This window comes from Amycolatopsis sp. NPDC031561 (genome assembly GCF_055580625.1).
In genome coordinates this window covers 1-19336 of the sequence record NZ_JBVILA010000018.1, presented here as the reverse complement: position 1 = coordinate 19336, position 19336 = coordinate 1, and the positions used below count along the sequence as shown (strand labels likewise).

The 19336-nt window shown below is 68.3% G+C and carries 20 protein-coding genes; 8 read left to right on the top strand and 12 right to left on the bottom strand.

What is annotated here, in order from left to right; genetic code table 11:
• Positions 1-15 precede the first annotated feature (15 nt).
• On the top strand, positions 16-1500 hold the full coding sequence (locus tag ACZ5IK_RS29465; protein WP_465490674.1) for a CoA-acylating methylmalonate-semialdehyde dehydrogenase: 1485 nt from the start codon (positions 16-18) through the stop codon (positions 1498-1500).
• 77 nt (positions 1501-1577) lie between these two features.
• Here the strand turns inward: ACZ5IK_RS29465 and ACZ5IK_RS29460 are convergent, their stop codons facing one another.
• Positions 1578-2963 (bottom strand): amino acid permease, encoded by a 1386-nt coding sequence (locus ACZ5IK_RS29460; protein WP_465490673.1) that lies wholly within the window; start codon positions 2961-2963, stop codon positions 1578-1580.
• Positions 2964-3133: 170 nt separating this feature from the next.
• On the opposite strand from ACZ5IK_RS29460, the gene ACZ5IK_RS29455 reads away from it, so the two are divergent.
• Complete coding sequence (locus ACZ5IK_RS29455) at positions 3134-4039, top strand: glutaminase (RefSeq protein WP_465490672.1); 906 nt, start codon at positions 3134-3136, stop codon at positions 4037-4039.
• On the opposite strand, the gene ACZ5IK_RS29450 is transcribed toward ACZ5IK_RS29455, so the two are convergent.
• Complete coding sequence (locus tag ACZ5IK_RS29450) at positions 4036-4452, bottom strand: hypothetical protein (protein WP_465490671.1); 417 nt, start codon at positions 4450-4452, stop codon at positions 4036-4038. The genes ACZ5IK_RS29455 and ACZ5IK_RS29450 overlap by 4 nt on opposite strands.
• Positions 4453-4491: 39 nt before the next feature.
• On the bottom strand, positions 4492-5352 hold the full coding sequence (locus ACZ5IK_RS29445; RefSeq protein ID WP_465490670.1) for a LysR family transcriptional regulator: 861 nt from the start codon (positions 5350-5352) through the stop codon (positions 4492-4494).
• A gap of 82 nt (positions 5353-5434) precedes the next feature.
• On the opposite strand from ACZ5IK_RS29445, the gene ACZ5IK_RS29440 reads away from it, so the two are divergent.
• Positions 5435-6376 carry an MBL fold metallo-hydrolase gene (locus ACZ5IK_RS29440; RefSeq protein WP_465490669.1) on the top strand — a complete coding sequence of 314 codons (942 nt, stop codon included), beginning with the start codon at positions 5435-5437 and terminating at the stop codon, positions 6374-6376.
• Here the strand turns inward: ACZ5IK_RS29440 and ACZ5IK_RS29435 are convergent.
• The 4 genes from ACZ5IK_RS29435 to ACZ5IK_RS29420 all read right to left on the bottom strand — a co-directional run bounded on the left by ACZ5IK_RS29435 (position 6323) and on the right by ACZ5IK_RS29420 (position 10151).
• Positions 6323-6499 (bottom strand): hypothetical protein, encoded by a 177-nt coding sequence (locus ACZ5IK_RS29435; protein ID WP_465490668.1) that lies wholly within the window; start codon positions 6497-6499, stop codon positions 6323-6325. The genes ACZ5IK_RS29440 and ACZ5IK_RS29435 overlap by 54 nt on opposite strands.
• A gap of 127 nt (positions 6500-6626) precedes the next feature.
• Positions 6627-7400 carry a hypothetical protein gene (locus ACZ5IK_RS29430; protein WP_465490667.1) on the bottom strand — a complete coding sequence of 258 codons (774 nt, stop codon included), beginning with the start codon at positions 7398-7400 and terminating at the stop codon, positions 6627-6629.
• Positions 7387-8919 (bottom strand): vWA domain-containing protein, encoded by a 1533-nt coding sequence (locus tag ACZ5IK_RS29425; RefSeq protein WP_465490666.1) that lies wholly within the window; start codon positions 8917-8919, stop codon positions 7387-7389. The genes ACZ5IK_RS29430 and ACZ5IK_RS29425 overlap by 14 nt, the downstream gene beginning before the upstream one ends.
• Complete coding sequence (locus ACZ5IK_RS29420; protein ID WP_465490665.1) at positions 8916-10151, bottom strand: hypothetical protein; 1236 nt, start codon at positions 10149-10151, stop codon at positions 8916-8918. The genes ACZ5IK_RS29425 and ACZ5IK_RS29420 overlap by 4 nt, the downstream gene beginning before the upstream one ends.
• Positions 10152-10333: 182 nt before the next feature.
• Between ACZ5IK_RS29420 and ACZ5IK_RS29415 the strand changes: the two genes are divergently transcribed.
• The gene (locus ACZ5IK_RS29415; RefSeq protein WP_465490664.1) at positions 10334-11983 is read left to right on the top strand and encodes a glutamate--tRNA ligase; all 1650 of its coding nucleotides are present in this window, start codon (positions 10334-10336) and stop codon (positions 11981-11983) included.
• 114 nt (positions 11984-12097) lie between these two features.
• On the top strand, positions 12098-12322 hold the full coding sequence (locus ACZ5IK_RS29410; RefSeq protein ID WP_465490663.1) for a hypothetical protein: 225 nt from the start codon (positions 12098-12100) through the stop codon (positions 12320-12322).
• Positions 12323-12340: 18 nt separating this feature from the next.
• Here the strand turns inward: ACZ5IK_RS29410 and ACZ5IK_RS29405 are convergent, their stop codons facing one another.
• From ACZ5IK_RS29405 to ACZ5IK_RS29385, 5 genes are all read right to left on the bottom strand, one after another.
• On the bottom strand, positions 12341-12574 hold the full coding sequence (locus ACZ5IK_RS29405; protein WP_465490662.1) for a hypothetical protein: 234 nt from the start codon (positions 12572-12574) through the stop codon (positions 12341-12343).
• A gap of 36 nt (positions 12575-12610) precedes the next feature.
• Positions 12611-13846, bottom strand: coding sequence for a sodium:proton exchanger (locus tag ACZ5IK_RS29400; protein WP_465490661.1), 1236 nt, complete (start codon positions 13844-13846; stop codon positions 12611-12613).
• Between the two features lie 315 nt (positions 13847-14161).
• Complete coding sequence (locus tag ACZ5IK_RS29395) at positions 14162-14458, bottom strand: hypothetical protein (protein ID WP_101608877.1); 297 nt, start codon at positions 14456-14458, stop codon at positions 14162-14164.
• Positions 14459-14643: 185 nt separating this feature from the next.
• Positions 14644-15276 (bottom strand): hypothetical protein, encoded by a 633-nt coding sequence (locus tag ACZ5IK_RS29390; RefSeq protein ID WP_465490660.1) that lies wholly within the window; start codon positions 15274-15276, stop codon positions 14644-14646.
• A 93-nt stretch (positions 15277-15369) separates the two neighbouring features.
• On the bottom strand, positions 15370-16002 hold the full coding sequence (locus tag ACZ5IK_RS29385; protein ID WP_465490659.1) for a TetR/AcrR family transcriptional regulator: 633 nt from the start codon (positions 16000-16002) through the stop codon (positions 15370-15372).
• Between the two features lie 137 nt (positions 16003-16139).
• Between ACZ5IK_RS29385 and ACZ5IK_RS29380 the strand changes: the two genes are divergently transcribed.
• The 3 genes from ACZ5IK_RS29380 to ACZ5IK_RS29370 all read left to right on the top strand — a co-directional run bounded on the left by ACZ5IK_RS29380 (position 16140) and on the right by ACZ5IK_RS29370 (position 19214).
• On the top strand, positions 16140-16784 hold the full coding sequence (locus ACZ5IK_RS29380; protein WP_465490658.1) for an SRPBCC family protein: 645 nt from the start codon (positions 16140-16142) through the stop codon (positions 16782-16784).
• Positions 16785-16821: 37 nt separating this feature from the next.
• Positions 16822-17187 carry a hypothetical protein gene (locus tag ACZ5IK_RS29375; protein WP_465490657.1) on the top strand — a complete coding sequence of 122 codons (366 nt, stop codon included), beginning with the start codon at positions 16822-16824 and terminating at the stop codon, positions 17185-17187.
• A gap of 110 nt (positions 17188-17297) precedes the next feature.
• The gene (locus tag ACZ5IK_RS29370; RefSeq protein WP_465490656.1) at positions 17298-19214 is read left to right on the top strand and encodes an ArnT family glycosyltransferase; all 1917 of its coding nucleotides are present in this window, start codon (positions 17298-17300) and stop codon (positions 19212-19214) included.
• The last annotated feature ends 122 nt before the right edge of the window (positions 19215-19336 follow it).

Genomic DNA, 19336 nt, shown 5'->3' with positions numbered 1-19336 from the left:
TGTGGAGGACGACAAGTGAAGACCATCGACCACTGGATCAACGGCACCGCGACCACGGCGGGCTCCACTCGCACCGCTCTCGTCTACGACCCGGCCGCGGGGCGTCCTCAGGCGGCAGTGCTCCTCGCGGAACCGTCCGATGTGGACACCGCAGTGGCGGCCGCGGGCAAGGCTTTCGAGTCGTGGGGCGATTCGTCGTTGTCGCAGCGGACCAAGGTGATGTTCGCCTTCCGCGAGCTGCTGGTGAAGCACGAGGACGAACTCGCGCGGATCATCTCCTCCGAACACGGCAAGGTGATCGACGACGCGCGTGGCGAGATCGTCCGCGGCCGCGAGATCGTCGAGTACGCCTGCGGGATCGCCGATGCGCTGAAGGGCGGCTTCTCCGACCAGGTCTCGCGGGACGTGGACGTGCACGACTTCCGGCAGCCGCTCGGGGTCGTCGCCGGCATCACGCCGTTCAACTTCCCGATCATGGTCCCGCTGTGGATGCACCCGATCGCCATCGCGACCGGCAACACCTTCGTGCTCAAGCCCAGCGAGCGGGTCCCGTCCGCGTCCCGGCTGGTCGCCGAACTGTACGCCGAGGCAGGCCTTCCCGACGGCGTGTTCAATGTGGTCAACGGGGACAAGGTCACGGTCGACGCGATCCTCGAGCACCCCGATATCGCCGCAGTGTCGTTCGTCGGGTCCACCCCGATCGCCAAGTACGTCCACGAACGCGCGACGGCCACCGGCAAACGCGTGCAGGCCTTGGGCGGGGCCAAGAACCACGCCGTCGTCCTGCCCGACGCCGACCTCGAATACGCCGCGAACCACCTCACCGCCGCCGCGTTCGGTTCCGCCGGTCAGCGCTGCATGGCGATCTCCCTCGGCGTCGCCGTGGGTTCGGCGGGCGACGGGCTGGTCGAGATCCTCAAGCGCAAGGCGGCCGAGATCAAGGTCGGTCCCGGCGACGAGAACGGCAACGACATGGGCCCGGTGGTCACCGAGGCCGCGCGCCGACGGGTGATCGACTCCGTCACCCGCGGCGCGGAGCAGGGCGCGACCGTGGTCGTCGACGGCAGGGCGCTCCAGGTCGAGACCCATCCGGACGGTTTCTTCGTCGGACCGTCCCTTTTGGACAACGTGACCGCGGAGATGTCCGCCTATCAGGACGAGATCTTCGGGCCGGTACTGGGCATCGTCCGGGTGGCAAGCGTGGACGAGGCGATCGCGCTGATCAACGCGAACCCCTACGGCAACGGCACCGCCATCTTCACCGGCAGCGGTGAAGCCGCGCGGCGGTTCCAGCGGGAGGTCAAGGTGGGGATGATCGGGGTGAACGTGCCGATCCCGGTGCCGATGTCGTACTACTCCTTCGGCGGCTGGAAGGACTCCCTCATCGGGGACAGCCCGATCCACGGCCCGGCGGGCGTCCGGTTCTACACCCGGGCGAAGGTCGTCACGACGCGGTGGCCGCACACCACCGCCGGTTTCCACTTCCCGACCTCCAGCTGACCCCCGCAATTCGTCCTCTGGTTTCGGTAGTTGCACACGCAAGGACCGCAACCAGAGGACGAATTGCGAGAGGGGGGTCAGCGCACCTGCTGCTGTCGCTTCCCGACGACCCGCCACCCGACCGCCAGCACGACGACCAGCACCGGGATCGAGTAGAACGCGATCTTCTCCGCGCCGTCGGAGAAGCCCATCAGGACCACGACGAGCGCGAGGAAGCCCAGCGTCGCCCAGCCGCTGTAAGGCGCCCACGGCATCCGGTAGGACGGCCGTTCCAGCTCCCCGCGCAGTGCCGCCTGGCGCATCCGCATCTGGCAGAAGATCAGCGTCGCCCACGTCGTGATCACGCCGAGCGAGGCGATCGCGATCGCGATGTCGAAAGCGTCCTTCGGCACCAGGTAGTTGAGCACCACGCCCAGCACGTAGGCGGCGGAGGTGAACAGGATCCCGCCGTAAGGCACGTGACGGCTGCTCATCTTGCCGACGAACTTCGGCGCCTCGCCCTTGTCCGCCAGCGCGCGCAGGATGCGGCCGGTCGAATAGAGCCCGGAGTTGCAGCTCGACAGCGCGGCGGTGAGCACGACCGCGTTCATCACGTCGCCGATGCCCGGGATCCCGAGCCGCGAGAAGACGGTGACGAACGGGCTCTCACCGCCGTTGTAGAACGGCCACGGCAGCAGCATCGCCAACATCAGCACGGAACCGACGTAGAACACGCCGATCCGCCAGACCACCCCGTTGATCGCCTTCGGCAGCACCTTGCGGGCGTCCTTGGTCTCGCCCGCCGCGATGCCGACGACCTCGATGGCCGAGTACGCGAAGATGACCGCCTGCAGCGTCATCAGCGCGATGCCGATGCCCGCCGGGAAGAATCCGTTGTGGGCGGTCAGGTTGTGCACGCCTGCCGTGGTGCCGCCGATGTCGGCGCTGGTGAGCACCAGCCCGATCGCGGTGACCAGGAAGACCACGATGGCCAGCACCTTGACCACCGAGAACCAGAATTCCAGCTCGCCGAACAGCTTCACCGAGAGCAGGTTCACCAGGATCAGGACGCCGAGCGCGACCAGGGCGGTGATCCACTGCGGCACGTCGGGCAGCCACTTGTGCACGTAGATCGCGACCGCGGTGATCTCCGCGATCCCGGTCATCGCCCAGTTCACCCAGTACATCCAGCCGGAGACGAAACCCGCCCACGGCCCGATGAACTTGCGGGCATAGGTGACGAAACTGCCGGAAGTCGGCTCGTGCAGCACGAGCTCACCGAGCGCGCGCATCACGAAGTAGGCGGCGATGCCGCAGAGCGCGTACGACAGGACCAGCGACGGCCCGACCTGCTGGAGCTTGCCACCGGCACCGAGGAACAGCCCGACGCCGATCGCGCCGCCGATGGCGATCATCTGCACTTGGCGGTTGCCCAGTGCTTTTGAGTAGCTTTCACCTTTTTCGGTGAGCAGCGAGGAATCCATGGTTGCCAGACGCTAGAGCGTGTGCGGCAGGTCACCAACAGTGCTAAGGAAGACTTAAGGTGTGCGGGACGTCACTCTAGGGGTTTTACCGGTATTTCCCTTTTCGATTTGACAAATTCACCCGCGAACCCCGATCTTCGCGCGCGAAGACGGCCTCCTACGCTACGGCCGTGGACCTCGCGGCGTTGCTGGACCTGATCGCGGACGACGTCGCGCCCGAGATCGGCCGCGGCGCCGTCGCGGACTACATCCCCGCCCTCGCCAGGGTCGATCCCCGGCGGTTCGGCATCGCGGTGGCCGAAGTGGACGGTGCGGTGCACGGGGCCGGCGACTGGGAGACGCCGTTCTCCATCCAGAGCATGTCGAAGGTCTTCACCCTGGCGCTCGCGCTCTCCCACGGCGACGGCGTGTGGACGCGGGTGGGCCGCGAGCCGTCCGGCAACCCGTTCAACTCGCTGGTGCAGCTGGAGAACGAGGACGGAATCCCCCGCAATCCGTTCATCAACGCCGGCGCGCTGGTGGTGACCGACGAATTGGCCCACCACGGCGACGCGGCGGAAACCCTGCTTCGCTTCCTCCGCGAGGAAAGCGGTCGCGCGGACATCGGGATCGACGACGAGGTCGCCGCCTCCGAGGCCGGGCACGCCGACCGCAACCGCGCGCTCGCGTACTTCATGGCGTCCTACCGGAACATGCTCCGTCCGGTGCCCGAGGTCCTCGACCAGTACGTGCGCCAGTGCTCGATCGCGATGAACTGTGGTGACGTCGCGCGCTCGGCGGTGTTCCTCGCCCGCCACGGCGTCCGCAACGACGGCACCCGGCTGCTCGGGCTGAGCGCGGCCAAGCGGGTCAACGCGGTGATGCTGACCTGCGGCACCTACGACGCGGCGGGCGAATTCGCCTACCGCGTCGGGCTTCCCGGCAAGAGCGGCGTCGGTGGCGGCATCGTCGCGATCGTCCCCGGCCGGTGCGCGGTCTGCGTGTGGAGCCCCGGACTGGACGCGCGCGGCAACTCCGTCGCGGGCGTCGCGGCGCTGGACCGGTTCACCACCCTGACCGGCTGGTCGATCTTCTAGCCGCTGGGCCGCCCCATCTCGTGTCCCGGCCGTCCCTCGGTACGCCGACGCCGCTTGATCCGCTCTTCGTGCAGATGCCGCCGTCCACCGGTCAGGTCACCGGTGACGTCCCGGGTCATCTCGCGGAAGGCCGCGTAGTAGCCGTCGTCGTACTCCTCGATCAGCTGGAAGGTCCACCGCTCCGGCAGCACGTTGAGCCCGATCAGCTCGGTCCGGATCCGCTCGGCCCACTCAGGGTGCCCGGCCTCCCGGAGCGCCTCGGCGGCCTCGTCGAGGGCGAAGTCGGCGCTTCCCGTCAGGTGATGGAAGGCGTACAGATGTCCCCGCGCCTGCTCGACCGTTTCGAGCGCGGCGACCAGCTTTCCGACGGCGTCGACGGTCGTGTCGTCGGATTCTGAAGGTGTTTCCGGCATGCCCGTTGATTCCCCGGGCCAGGCGGTTTCACACCACCCTCAACGGTGGCTTTCGACGGCGATCCGGGCGAACGAGCGGATCAGCGGGCTCTCCTGCCCGGTCACCCACGCGACGACGAGCGGACTCGGCGGCATGTCGGCCAGCGGCACCCAGGTGAGCCCTTCGGGCAGGGCGTGACCGAGCGGCGCGATTCCAGCCGAGCCGTTCCACAGGACGGCTTGAAGGCATTCGCCGACCGTCCGCACCACCGGCCCGGCGCGCCGCTCCCCGACGGGCGCCGCCCCGTTCCAGTACGCGCGCCACAGCGGGTCGGTCCCGTCCGGCAGCTGGAACCAGGGCCGGTCGGCGACGTCGGCCAGCCGGAGCGATTCACGACCGGCGAGCGGGTCCCCGGTGCGCAGAACGAGCCCGACCGGGTCGGAGCGCAGGACGCGGACGCTGATGCCGGTCTCGTCGAACGGCGACCGGGTCAACGCGACGTCGGCCAGCCCGGCGCGCAAACCGGTGGTGGGATCGGTGAAATCCGCCTCACGGAACCGGATCGAGACCTCGGGATGACGCCGCCGGAACGCCTCGGCCAGCCGGGTGCCCGCCTCCCCCGCTCCGTCGGCGAGGGTGCCGACGGTGAGCGTCGCGGGGCCTGCCACCGCCGCCACCCGAGCGCGGGCCCGCTCGGCCTGGTCCAGCAGGGTGCGGGCCTCGGCGTACAGGGTGGTCCCGGCCGCGGTGGGCTCGACGCCGGCGGCCGAGCGAAGCAGCAGCACGACCCCCAGGTCGCTCTCCAGCTGTTGGATGGCCCGGCTCAGCGGCGGCTGCGTCATGTGCAGCCGCGCGGCGGCCCGGCCGAAGTGTCTCTCCTCGGCGACGGCCACGAAGTAGCGCAGCAGACGGAGTTCCATCACCGGCGATGATACCCAGCCGGTATCGGTACGCCGGAATCGGACTTGGACGGCGGGCGAGCACCGGCGGGACAGTGTGATCATGCCCTTCGAACCACTCACCCACGAGCCCTCCGTCAACCCCGGCGAGGCCCGCGAAATCGCCCGCGACCTCGTGGTGATCCCGAATCTCGGGATCGACCTCGTCCCCAACATCGGCGTCATCGGCGGCTCGCACTCGGTGCTCGTCGTCGACACCGGTTTGGGTCCGCGCAACGCCGCGAAGGTGCTCGCCTTCGCGGCCGAGCACGCCCGCGGCCGCAGGCTGTACCTGACCACGACGCACTTCCACCCCGAGCACGCGTTCGGCGCCCAGGTCTTCGCGGACGAGGCGACCTACCTCGTCAACAGCGCGCAGGCCGCGGACCTGGTCCACAAAGGACCGGGCTACCTCGAAATGTTCCGCGGCCTCGGCGCACCGGTCGCCCGCGACCTCGATGGTGTCGAACTGGTCGCTCCCGACGTGGTCTACGACGACGGGTACGACCTCGATCTCGGCGGACGGGTCGTCCGGCTGGAGGCCACCGGCCGCGCCCACAGCAAGGGCGACCAGGTGGTGACCGTCCCCGACGCGGGTGTGCTGTTCACCGGGGATCTGGTGGAGACGGGCCAGTTCGCGATCTTCCCGTGGTTCCCGCCGTACGACACCGACGTCTCGGGACTCCGGTGGATCGAAGTGCTGCGACGGCTGGCCGCCGCCGGGCCGGACCTCGTCGTCCCCGGCCACGGCGACGTCTCCGGACGCCGGATCCTGACCGACGTCCGCGAGTACCTCGAACTGCTGCGCGACGAGACCTGGACACGGCGTGACTCGGCTCTTACCGAAGAGACGATCGCCGCGGAGGTCGAAGCGCTGATGATCGAACGCCATCCCGATTGGGAGGGCCGGGACTGGATCCCGAAGGGTGTCGGCTGCTTCTGCTCGGAACACTCAGGCCATGAGACAGCAGGCGCCGGTGAAGCAGCCGAAGGCCCCTCCGCTTGACGTGTTCTTCCAGTTGTCGAAGTGATCGATCACGACGTCGACTTCGGCCTGCCCGGCCGCGGTGAAGTCGACACCGGAGTCGGCGAAGAACGAACGGATTTCGTCGGAAACGGCGGTCTTCATTGGAAGTCTCCCCTGTCGAACCTGCGGTGGTGTACCGAAATCGTGCAGGTTCGGGGCCATGGGCCGACAGTGCGAAGCGCCATGGACGACGTGTGGCTTTCGTCTGCTCCATTCGGCCGTGGCGGGGTTACTTGAAGATGGCGATGGGGTGGACGACGAGTTCCCCGGTTTCGGGGTCCCAGTCCTCGACCTTGCCCAGGCACCGCGCCCGGAACGCGCCGGCGGGCGCGGTGTCCCGCAGATCGCCGGTCAAGCAGGTGAACCGGATCCGCCTGCTCTGGTCCGAATCGTCCGGGTTTCCGTACGGTGCGACGAAAACCGTCTCGTCTTCGGTCTCGGAGCGTTTGCGGAACAGTCCCTTCACCGAGACGAACGCCTCGACGCCACGCAGCCGCGTCTTGAGCTGCCGGGTGTTCTCCGGACCGTCCGCCCAGCCGAGTTCCTTGACCAGCGCGCGATTGTGGACCAGTTCCTGCTTCGCCAGATCGACGTAGATGATGTCGTGGTGCTTCTCCAGCACCTTCATCACGATGCCGATCACCGTGATCGGTTCGGCCTTGCGGATGTACCGCCGGAACTCCTCGTCGGTGTCGGTGCGCTCCGCTTCCCCTTTCAGCGGACCGAATCCACCCGATCCCCAGAACCGCCAGCCCCGGCTCCGGCGTTTCTCCACCTCCTGTTCCAGCGCCTCGTTGTAGCGATGCAACTGGTAGAGACCCATCACGGACTTCGTGTGCAGGTAGAACCCGATCCCCCGGATCATCCCCTGATCGCCGTCGGAACGCGCGCGGCGCCAATGCTTCACGAAGATCACGATCGTGGTGACGATGGCGGCCAAGGTCAGCACCCAGACCGCCAGCCACAGTCCCCAGACTTCCCACCACAGATTACCGGCAGCCACGGATCTCCTTGAAGGCGTCGAGAAGGGAGGTCGAGTTCGCGTCGACCATGTGGCCACCGGTGGCCTCGGCCGCGCGGGCGAGTTCGGCGGGATTCGCCTCGCCGAACCGGACGGTGTACGTGTGCACGCCGGATTCCCTTGGCGCGCGCAGGAATTCCTCGATGCCCGGCCCGGCGTTGCTTTCGCCGTCGGTCATCAGCACGATCGAAACGTTCTGGCCGGGTTCCGCCCGGCGATGGGCGCCGGCCTTCGCATACGCCTCGCCGAGGGCCGACCAGACAGCGGTGGTGCCATCGAAGTCTTCGGTGGCGATGAAGGCCCGCAGCGCGTCGAGATCCTGCGGCCCGTTGATCGTGAACTCCTTGTCCCCCAGTACTTTCCCGCCGAACCGGAGGACCGTGAGCCGCTCGCCGCGGTAAAAGCGGTCGAACCCGCCGCCCGAATCGCTCAGCCCGGCGAAAGTCGCCCTGAGCGCGGCGATCCGCGATCCCTTCATCGAACCGGAGAAGTCCAGCACGAAGATCACCCGCCCGGGTTTCCAGCCCGCGGGATCGGCGTAGTCGCCGAGCAGTTCGTCCACCACGGCGGGATCGTCGGGGAAATACAGCGAATTCCCGGTCGAGGCGGGCAGCCTCGCATCGAGCGCCACGTCACCGACGACCGGACGCCGGAGGGTTCTTTCCATCAGTTTCTTCTGTGTCGCCGGGCTTCTGACCCACGACACGACCTTGTCGTACGCCTCTCGTTTGGCCGGGTCGAGCAGCAGGATCGGGTAGTCCGCCTGGACGATGCCATCGCGCGGGTATACCAGTTCCAGCGGTGCCTTGAGCCTGCCGCTGCCGTTCAGCGTGAGCAAAGTGGACTCGTAGCCGATGAACGCGCCGACTTCCTGGTGCTCGGCGAACCGGTCGGCCAACGCGGCCGCCGTGTCCGCGGTGACCGTGTGCCCGGTGCGGAAGCCCTGCAGCTTGTCGCATTTCACGTCCTCGAGCCGCAGTGCCGCCCCGGTGCCCGCGGCCGCCGTCGCCACCCCGACGAGAGAGATGAGCCCGCTGGTCGCCGTGGCGGGGTTCGCCATCGCGAACTGGAACGATCCGCTCGCGGCGGCGTCCGCGAGGTCCGCCCAGGACAGCTTGCCGTCCGGTTTGCCGCGGCGCAGTTCCGCCGCCTTCGCCGGGGTCATCCCGACGACGACCGGCGAGATCATCGTCTTGGTGGCGAGCGGCCGTTCGCCCTTGTCCGCGGCCCGCCGGAAGTCGAGCTGGAAGAACCGGTCGGTGGAAAGCCAGGCGAGATCGTGCGAGGCCCTTCCGGGGATGAGCGCGGTACTCGCGTTCACGGTTCCCTGGAAATCCATTTCCAGTTCGATTCCCGTTTCCTCGCGGAGGTCGCCGAGAAGCGGCCCGAGATCGGCGAGTTCGGGACTGGCCAGGACGCGCAGTTTCACCTTTTCCCCACCGCCGGTGCATGCGGCGGCCACCAGGAGCAGGCAGCACAAGAACACCAGGGCCCGCTTCACGGGCAGTCCCCGACGGTCTTGATCATCTCTTCCAGCACCAGGTTGTCCGGCAGCGGCGTGGTGCTGTCGTTGTCCGCGATCTCCGGGGTCGGCAGGCCTTGCTCACGCAGGAAGTCGTACAGCCGCGCGCTTTTCGTGCTGCCCGCCGGAGTCGCGACGCCGAACCCGAGCTCCATCGCGCGGCGTTGCAGCTCGGGATCGAAGGTGATCAGTTCGCCCAGTCGTTCCGCTTCCGGTTTCAGGGCGAGGAACTGCGGCTTCGTCAGGATGTTGTCCTTCGGGTACAGCAGGACTCGGTCCGGGTCCGGCTGCCCGCTCTGCTCCTTGGCTCGCAACTGCATGGCGAGGTACTGGTGCTCGTAGATGACGACGATCGGTTTGTCCCCCTCGGCCAGGTTCGCGTAGGACTCCGACAGGTCGGCCGACGGGAAACCCTGCGCGGCCACGAGCGGTTTGACCCGGCCGGCCAGTTCCTTCGCGCTCGACAGGTTCGGCGGTCCGGCGGGCGCGCCTGCGGGTTGCGGATCGACGACCGGGACATGGCGGCCGTTCTCCAGGAACGCCAGCAAGATCAGATACGTGGCACCGGAATTGGCATCGCAGATGTTCGAGGTCTGCGCGAGCACCTGGTTCCCGTTCGCCGCGCCGAAGTCACCGACGCCCAGCGAGTCCCAGGTCGCTTTCCCCTTCATCGCCTGGATGAACTTCTCGGTGTCCAGCGTGTAGTACAACGGGTCCTGTCCCGGCGGTTTCGACGCGATCCCGCTGCGCGCCAGCGTTTCCGCGTAGCGGCGATACGTGGCGAGGACGATCGGGCTGGTGAACGGCTGGCGCGCGCTGCCCGTCCACTGGTTCGCCCTGGACCGCCGGACGAGACTCGCGGCGGGCTCGCCGGACATGAACACGAAGTCGTACTGGCTGAGGTCGTGCGAGGCGACGTCCCGTGAGCCCGCCCGGGTCACATGGACCCGGATGTGATGGCGCATCAGGATTTCCTGGATCCTCGGGTCTTCGAAAAGATCCGATTTGGAGCCCATCTTGCCGCGCAGGACGAGCGTCTGCTGAAAGGGCACCACGACCGTCCCGGTCAGGAGCAGCAGGACCAGGCCGCTCACGGCGAGGGCCAGCGCGGGCCCGAAAGTGCGGAGAAAGCGGCGGCGCAGGAAGAACGCCGAGGGTTTCGGTCCGATGGTGAGCTGGGGTTCTTCACGAAGCGAGCGATCGGTGGTCACCGATTTCCTCCCCGAATGTCCGGCGAGGCCCATTTTACCGGGACACACCGACGGAAAAGCACGTCTCGATTCGGCTTCCCCACCACTTCGAGACCGCCCTCACCAGGCCGGGAGACCGAACGGTTAGGCTCTTCGGTGGCGAAAACAGCCATGCACCACGACGCCGGGAGATCTGAACCGCCATGCTGGACCGAGCAGTCATCGACGCCCTCTTCCCCGCCGACCTGCCCGAACCCGAGCACTGGGAACAGCGTTACCCCGCCCGCGAGCTCCCCGAGGGCGCCCGGGTCACCCGTTTCGGCCCCTCGCCGACCGGATTCGTCCACATCGGCGGCGTCTACGTCGCCACCATCGACCAGGACGTCGCCCGCCGCAGCGGCGGCCGCTACCTGGTCCGGGTCGAGGACACCGACCGGTCCCGCGAGGTCGAAGGCGCCATCGAGCAGTTCGAGCGCGGCTTCGCCTACTTCGGCCTCGCCGCCGACGAGGACATCCACCGCGGCGGCGACTACGGCCCGTACCAGCAGTCCGAGCGCGAGCAGATCTACCTGACCTACGTCCGTCACCTGCTCCGCGACGGCCGCGCGTACCTCGACTTCGCCACCAAGGACGAACTCGCCGCGATCACCGCGCGGCAGCAGGCGACGAAGCTGCCGACCGGTTACTACGGCTCATGGGCCATCTGGCGCGACGCCGAGCCTGCCGACGTCCAGGCCAAGCTCGACGCAGGCGACCCGTACGTCGTGCGGTTCCGCGCCCCGGACGACACCGGCGCCCGCGCCCGGTTCACCGACGCCATCCGCGGCCCGCTCGAGGCCGAGGCCAACCGCAACGACGTCGTCATCCTCAAGAGCTCCGACCAGAGCCCCCGGCTGCCGACCTACCACTTCGCGCACGCCGTCGACGACCACCTCATGCGCGTCAACCTGGTCATCCGCGGCGACGAGTGGATCTCGTCGGTGCCCACGCACCAGCAGTTGTTCGACGCGCTCGGCTTCGAGCCCATCACCTACGCGCACATCGCGCCGCTGATGAAGCAGGAGGGCGGCAGCAAGCGCAAGCTGTCGAAGCGCAAGGACCCGGAAGCGAGCGTCGACTTCTACATCGAGTCCGGCTACCCCACCAAGGCCGTCCTCTACTACCTGCGCGGCCTCGCGAACGGCCGTCTCGCCGAAATGCCGCTCGACCAGGCCCTGTCCGAGCCGATCAACCTGGACGAGTGCGGTGTCGCCGGTCCGCTGGTCGACCTGGTCAAACTCGACGACATCTCGGCCGACCACATCGCCACGCTGTCCGGCGCCGAGATCCTCGAAGAGGTCCGCGCCTGGGCGGAGCGGTTCGACCCCGCGCTGCGGACCGTCCTCGACGCCGAGCCCGACCTCGCGATCCGGGCGCTCGCCGTCGAGCGTGACGGGGCCGAGAACCCGCGCAAGGACCTGAAGAAGTGGAGCGAGTTCCGCGCCGTCTACGGCTTCTTCTTCCCGCAGCTGCACGCCGCCGTCGAGAGCCCCGACGACGAGCGGATCACCGCCCTCGGCGTCGACCGCGACGTCGTCCAGGCCGTGGTGCGCGACTTCGTCGGGAACTACCAGCAGCTCGACGACGGCCAGGAGTGGTTCCAGCAGATCCGCGACGTGGCCGCGAAGCACGGTTTCGCGAAGAACGCCAAGGAACTCAAGAAGAACCCCGAGGGCTTCCCCGGCTCCATCCGCGAGGCTTCGCAGATCATCCGCATCGCGATCACGGGATCGACCCGGAGCCCGGACCTGCACTCGATCACCCAGGCGCTGGGACGCGAGGAGACGCTGAGCCGGTTCGCCGGTCTCCAGTGACTCGTGAGTGGTAGGGACGGTTAGAACCGTCCCTACCACTCACGAGGCGGCAGTGAAACGCGCGGGCCCCGACAGACGACTTACCCAGTACGCAAGTACGGAAAGTTGTGGTCGATGAGCACTGATCGCGTTGTCCAGCTGCGCTGGGAGCCCCGGCACGTGACCGCCGGCGACCGCGCGGCACTGTCGTATCCCGGGATCTCCGTGGTCCGCAGCCAGCGCGGCGAGGTCGTCGACCGGACCTGGTTACCGATCGGCGAAGACCCAACCTTCGCCGACGACGAAGCCCTGATCGCCGTCCTGCGCGACGCGTGGCGCTGGACGAGGACCGCCGCGTAGGCGCGGGCTAGGTCCGGCTCATTCGTCGCCCGACTTGTACCGGCGCCGGAGTTCTTCTTCCTGCTCGCGCGGCGACTTCTCCACCCATCGCCCGTGGACCAGGTCGTTCTCGGTGTAGTCCGCGCGCCGCGAGGCCCAGCCCGGGAGCCTGATCTTGCGGGTTCCGCCTCGCCCCCGATCGCGCAGGTCGGTGACCACGGCGACGCCGATCACCAGAACGAGTATCCCGAGCCCTATCCAGATGCCGACCATGTCCGCTCCCCCGCAGATCAGTCAGTTTCCACCAGATTAGCGTCGAACGGCCCGCGGGCGGGCATCCTTTTCCTCACTGATGGGCATTCGGCGGAACGGCGCCGCCAGGGTCGGCAGGAGGTGGCGGCGGTTGCGGATCAGGGCGGCGAGCGCGATGACCGCGTAGACCCCGCACAGGAGGTAGCGCGCGGTCTGGCCCGGCAGCGCGAACTGCACCGCGAACAGGCCGAGCAGGGTCCAGGCGGCCCAGCGAGGGAAACGCAACGCGAGCAGGGCGGCGACGCCGAGCAAGGTCTGGGTGGCGGTGAGGAGGAATTCCTCGATCTGGCGGGCGTCCAGGCGCAGCGCGGTTCCTCCGCCGCCGAGGACGTAGGCGATCGGCAGGCTGCCGACCAGCAGCGTCCATTGGTTGACCTTGCTGGAGATCAGCGTGCCGATCGCCGCGTCGCCCTTGCCGCGCAACGCGAAGAGGATCGCCACGATGAACTCCGGCGCCTCCGACGCCAGCGGCGCGAGCCATTGCACGAGCAGGAACCGGTCGATGCCCAGTTCGGTCCCGACGGAGATCAGGTTGTGTGCGAACGGTTCCGCGCTCGCGAGGATCACGACGGCCGCGAACACGAACAGCGCCGTCACCAGGATCCGGCGAGGCCGCTTGGCCAGGCCGCCGAGGGTCGCGGACTGGCCGGCCAGCTCCGGTTCCCCGGGTTCGGCGCGGGAGACCTTCCACAGGTAGAACACGAAGAAACCGAGCAGCGCGAAGCCGAGGACCAGCGAGATCTGCCCGGTCCCCGGGATGACGAACGCGACGATCGAAGCGATCGCGAGGAAACCGAGTTCGATCCGGTACGGCGAATCGAGGACCAGTTCCCGGACCGTGGCACCGCCGCGCTTCTTGGCGACGGCGAGCGCGATCAGCACGACGGTGGACCAGCCGAGGCCGAGCAGCAGCCGGTTGGAGCCGGTCATGTTCGCCGCGGCGTAGGCGACGTATTCGGGATTCGAGCCCGCCGTGTAGGCGAAATACAGGTCGATCGCGTACTCGGGAAGCACCGCGACGACGGCCAGGACGGCGATCGCGAGCCCGCCGGAGATGTCCACCTGCGCGGCCTCCGCGGCCCAGGCGAGGAGGAACGACGCCGCGACGACGGCCGGCCCGAACAGCAGCAGACCGGCCACCGCGCCCGGTTCGGCGCCGGAGAACCGCAGGACGAGCGCGGGCGCGGTCAGCACGGCGCACAGGCCGATCGGCCTCAGTCGTTTGACGATCACGAACCGAGATTCCCGTCGGCCACCGGGTTACCACAACCGTTTCCCTTTTCGCCGATCCGGCGAGAATCCCCTTGCTGGGCAAGGAAAACGGAAGATCGTCATGCCGAAACCCGGCCGTCGTCCCGCCGGAGTATCCACGCCTGCCAGCTCCGACGTCCTCGTGTTCGACAGCGGCGGACGGCGGGGCGCGGGGCCTGCCGGGACGGCGGCGCACCGGAGGCCCGGCGGAAAGTGCGCCTGATCACACCGCGAGGACGCGGACATGACGGATCCCCGGTATCCGCGAGTCGCGGATACCGGGGAGACCGGGGGCGGTCAGCCCCGGGCGTTCGGGTCGATCACGCCGCCCGCCAGTCCGGTGGCGGCGTCACCGAAGGCGCCGGTGGAGTCGACGACGCCCTGACCGGCCGCGGTGGCCGAGTCGACGGCGCCCTGGCCCGCGGCGGTGGCGCCTTCGGCGAGACCCTGGCCGGTCTCGGCCAGGTCTCCGGCGGACTGGGTGGCCTGGTCGGCGGCACCGGAAAGGTCGACGCCGGTCAGTTCGCTGACCTTGTCGCCCGCGCCACCCAGCAGTTCGGCGGCCTTCTCCTTCAGCGAGTCGAACAGGCTCATCAGGGGTACTCCTCGGATCGGTCGTGCGGAGGCGGCTGAAAGTTCACAGTACAGGACAAATCGGTCACACCGTGCGACGGGGCAGCTAACCGTCCACAAGGGACGATGCGCCCGAGGAGGACCGACGACGTACCGCCGCACGATCGAATAGGGCCTCACCTGGCATTTCAGGTGGGTCGGTGCGCTCAGAGGCAGGGCGGCCGGTACCGATCGATCGCCAGGCCGCGGAAATCGAGCTGGTTCGGGGTCTTGCCGACGAAGACCAGACCGCGCGCTTCGGTCAGGGCCGAGGCGAAGGAGTACGCGGGCTTGCCCAGCTCGGGCAGTGTCGTCCACGCGTCGGACGCGAAGCTGAAGAACTTTTTCACGAGCTTCCCGCCCGTCGACGGCACCTTCGTGAGCCACTTGTCGCCGCCGCTCCAGTGCGAGGCGGGGCGAAGCTGGACGTAGAGGTCGTCGGTCGCGCTGTAGGTCATCCAGAATCCGGCGGATTTCGAAAGATCGGCCTGCGCCTCGAACTGATTCCCCAGCCAGACGACCACGACGTGCCATTCGGCGTTGAGGAACGCCACCTTGGCCGCGTAGCCACCGCGCTCGCGGACGAGCAGGCTGCCGGTCGGCGGAACCGTGGTGCCCTCACCGGACGCGAGCCACTGCTGCAACCGGTCGATCGACGGGGTCGCGCATTCGCAGCCGTGCCGCGGCGGATGCCCGCCGGACGCGTTCGCGACGGCTCCGGGGCCGGCCAACGAGACCAGAAGCGCCGACGCGACAACCGCGAGCGTCCGGCCGAAAGGAACCCTGGATCCTCCGCGCATGCCCCGGAAGTTAGCACAGCGAGCACCGAAAACGTTCACACAGCGGGAAAGCGGTCCGGGATGCACCGCTCAGCGGAAACCGTCCTTTGTGGACTACTCGCGAGCGGAGAGGGCGTCCAGTTCGGCGGCGAAAAGCACGGCGGGATCGAATCCCATGCCGTCGAAGTGACCAGCGAGTTCGAGGGACAGGATGCCGTGGAGCCGGGTCCAGAACGTCATTGCACGACGGAGGACCGCCGACGGCACCGACGGATCGCCCGCCCACTCGCGATGGCCTTCGAGATGGACGTCGAACGGCGTCGCAGGCCTCTCCTCGGGACACGCGGAGTGGACGTCGACGAGCACGGCCATGATCTCGTTCGAGATCTTCGTGGTGTCGCCGGGCGCGCGGTAGCCGGGGATGGGCGTGCCGTAGACGAACAGGTATCGCTGCGGGTCCGCCAGTGCCCACTCCCTGATGGCGTGGGCGACTTCGGCCACGCCTCCCGACTCGGCGGCGACCTGGACGACATCGGCGAGGCTCCGGTAGGCGTCGCGGACGAGGTCCGTGATCAGGTCGTCGCGACTGGCGAAGTACCGGTACAGCGCCGGGCCGCTCATGCCCACGTGCTTGGCGATCGCGTTGAGGGACAGCGCCGACACGCCCGTCGTGGCCAGCTGCTCCCACGCGTACTGCTTGATCTCCACGCGCACCTGGGTCCGGTAGCGCTCACGTGAGGTCTTCATCGGCCACTCCTTCCGAGCTCGTCGCCGCGTCTAGTTAGAGGTTATCACTTTTCCTATTGACACTCACGCGTTTATGGTTATAGCTTCTAACTATCGCAAGCGGCACTAACCAGCCGCCCCGGACAAGGAGAAGGACCATGACGGACACCCAGCCCGCCCCGAAGACCCGCCGCCGCATCGCCGCCCGCGCCGCGGTGCTCGCCCTCCCGCTGGCCATCGGACTCCTGGGCGGCGCCGTCACCCCCGCTCAGGCGGCCACCCCCGCCTCCCCCGCGCCGCTGTCTTGCCAGGGCAAGACCATCGACACGAAGGCCCCGATCCACTACCGGACCGAGGCCTTGATCAAGGCTCCCCTGAGCAAGATCTGGCGGTTGCAGACCGACGTCGAGCGCTGGCCGTCCTGGCAGGAGCCGGTGCTGAGCTCCAAGCGCCTGGACTGGGGCCCACTCCGGACGAACTCCCGGTTCCGCTGGACCACCCCGGCACCGGCCACCGCCACGACGCCCGCCACCACGCTGTCGATCACCTCGACCGTCCACCAGCTCCAGCGCGGCAAGTGCATCCGCTGGAGCGGGCCCGCGGCCGGCGAAGGCCTGAGCATCGACAACGGCATCCACGTCTGGAACTTCACCGAGGTCAAGGGCGGCGTGCTCGTCCGCACCGAGGAGAACTGGTCCGGCGCCCAGGTCGAGGCCGACGTCCCCACCGCGACCCAGTTCCTCGGCTGGGGTCTCGAAGCCTGGTTGAAGGACCTCAAGGCCGCCGCCGAATCCCACTGCTGACCACACCCGAGCCAGCCCGAAACCCCTAGGAGAAACGATGTCCACGCAGACCCTCGACCGCGAAACCACCGTTCGCCGCGCCCCGCGCTCCGTCATCATCTCGGCCTGGGCCGTCCCGGTCATGGTCCTCGGCCAGTTCGCGATGATCGCCATCGTCCCGGTCGCCCTCGTGCTGATCGGCACCCTGCGCGACGCCCGCCTCAAGGCGCTCCGCTGGGGCGCGATCGCCCTCACCGCCGCCTACGCCACACCCTTGGCCCTCTGGGCGATCGGCCCCGAACGCGCACAGAGCCTCTCCAAGGACATGCATCCGGTGTTCGCCGCGATCATCGTCGGCGTGGGCGTCGCCTTCGCGGTCGCCTATCACGTCCTGCGCCGGAAAACCCGCGCCGAGGCCGTCTGATCACCAGCACGACGAAGAACGCCACGAGCCCTCAGCTCGTGGCCTTTTTCGTCTGCTTTATGGTTAGCTATGCCTTACCTAACTAACTCCAGGTAAGGGTTCGACCACACATGAGCACTTCCCTTTCCCCTTCCGTGGACACTCCGGCAGAAGTCCCAGCCCGTTCACCCGGCAGAGGACACCGGCTCGCCCTGGCCGCGATCCTTCTCGTCACCACCGCTTGGTACGGCTGGGGGATCTGGGAACTCGGCTACGGCTATCCGTACTACAGCGCCGCTGTCGACTCGATGTCCGGCAGCTGGACCGGTTTCCTCTTCGGCTCGGTGGACCCGCTCGGCGTGGTGACGGTGGACAAGCCACCGATGGGACTGTGGGTCCAGGTGCTTTCCGTTCAGGCACTGGGTTTCCACGGCTGGGCGCTGATACTGCCGCAGGTGCTCGAAGGCGTGGCGACGGTCTGGGTGCTGTTCCTGACCGTCCGGCGCTGGCAGGGTGAACGGGTCGCGCTGCTCGCCGCCGCGCTGTTCGCCTGCACACCGATCGTCGTCGCGGTGATCCGCGACAACATGCCGGATCCGTTGCTGTTCCTGCTTTTGGTGAGCGCGGCCTACGCGGTGACGCGGGCGATCGACGACTCCGGACGCGAACGCCGCTGGATGCTGCTGGCCGCGGTGTTCCTCGGCTGCGCGTTCACCACGAAGATGGTCCAGGCGTGGCTCGTCCTGCCCGCCTTGGCCTTGGCCTACCTGGTGGGCTCGTCGTCGGGAGCCCGCGCGAAGGCGCTGACGACCACTTTGGCCACCGGAGTCCTCGCCGTCACGTCGTTCTGGTGGGTCGTGGTGGTGGACCTGTGGCCGAGCCCGAAGCCGTACATCGGCAGCAGCGCCGACGGCTCCGCCCGTGATCTCGTCTTCGGGTACAACGGCTTGGGCCGGATCGTCGGCCAGGACTTCGCCGCGGCGGCGAGCTACGCCGAGGAGCACGGGAAGTCCTTCTACCAGAGCGATCCCGGGCCGGGAAGGCTGCTGGGGACGTCGCTGGGCGGCCAGGCGGGCTGGCTGTTGCCGCTCGCGCTGGCGGCGGTGCTGGCGGCCGTCGTCCTGGTGATCCTCGGCAGGCGGCCGCCGCGCCGGACGGTGGCGGGATGGGTGCTCTGGGGCGGCTGGCTTCTCGCGTGCGTCGCCGTGTTCAGCTTCATGCGCGGAATCTGGCTGCTGTACTACACCGCGGAACTCGCGCCCGCGATCGCCGCGCTGTCCGCGGCCGCCCTGGCCACTCTGTGGCGGCAATACCGGGCGGAGGGGCGTTGGTGGCCATTGCTGCCCACGGTCGTCGCCGCGCTCGGCTTCTGGGCCTGGCTCCTGGTGAACCGGGCGCCGGAGTGGAACGGCTGGACGGGAATCGTCGTGGCCGCCGCGACGGCACTGGCCGTCGGTCTCCTCGTCCTCGGCAAGCTCGGACCGCGCCGCGTCGCCGTTCCTGGGTTCGCGATCGGGCTCGTGGCGATCTCGGCCGCGCCGGTGGTCTGGTCGACGGCGACGAGCGTCGGATATTCCGCCGGTTTGCCCATGCTCCCGGCCGCCGGCCCGGTTTCCCTGCAGACGGACTACCTCGAACCCGCCATCCGCGACGATCTGAGGGGGCTCCTCGGCGGTTGGGGCGCCCGTGACTACCGGGCTTCGGCCGGGACTCTCGACGAAACCGGCAAGGCACTTCTCGGTTATGTGGAACGAGAGTCGGGTGACACGCGGGTGGCCCTCGCAGTCGAGACAGCCGATACCGCCGCGCCGTTCATCATGGCGACCGACCGGGTGGTGATCGGCATGGCGGGCTTCACCAACCGCGATCCGGCACCGGCGCCGGACCGGCTCCGGGAGTGGATCGAACGCGGCGAAGTCGCCCACGTCCTGCTTCTGCCGGAGGAAAAGGGCCAGTACGAGTTCGTGCGGATGACGTGTGTCGCCGTGCCGCCCACGGCGTACGGCGCCGAGGAGGGGCCGGGAGACCTGTACCGCTGCCGCCCATGAAAACTCGTGAGTGGTAAGGACGGTTCTAACCGTCTGTCCTGTTTCAGGGCCTCACGGACAGATGTGTTTCAGCACATGTCGGACAGTTTTGGGTTGGTCAGTGGTTGGTAGCGTACTGATCT